At 64.3% G+C, this 272-nt stretch carries 2 pseudogenes; one reads left to right on the top strand and one right to left on the bottom strand.

The features are described 5' to 3' along the window. Positions 1-139: pseudogene (locus ABGA94_RS06200) on the bottom strand (mechanosensitive ion channel family protein); the annotation flags it as partial. Between ABGA94_RS06200 and ABGA94_RS06195 the strand changes: the two are divergent. Then, positions 135-272, top strand: a pseudogene (locus tag ABGA94_RS06195) (hypothetical protein); the annotation flags it as partial. The pseudogenes ABGA94_RS06200 and ABGA94_RS06195 overlap by 5 nt on opposite strands.

The following is a 272-nucleotide window of genomic DNA, read 5'->3' as shown; positions in this document are numbered from 1 at the left end:
CCACCACGTCCGGTGCCGGTGTCTGCAGCACGCGTGGGTCGGCCTTCATCAACGCCAGCGCGGTATCGCGCGCCAGCTGGATGTTGTCTTCATAGCCGATGCCGATCACCAGTTCGACGCGGCGGGTCGGTTCGGCGGTGGAAAACGCCATTGATGGCAACGCCTATCGTCCGTCGGACGTGATCACCTCGATGTCGGGCAAGACCATCGAAGTGGGCAACACTGACGCCGAAGGCCGCCTGATCCTGTGCGACGCGCTGACCTACGCGCAG

This window comes from Stenotrophomonas sp. 3diitr2024 (assembly GCF_042136455.1).
Taxonomy (GTDB): Bacteria; Pseudomonadota; Gammaproteobacteria; order Xanthomonadales; family Xanthomonadaceae; genus Stenotrophomonas; species Stenotrophomonas sepilia.
This window is presented reverse-complemented; position numbering and strand designations above follow the sequence as displayed.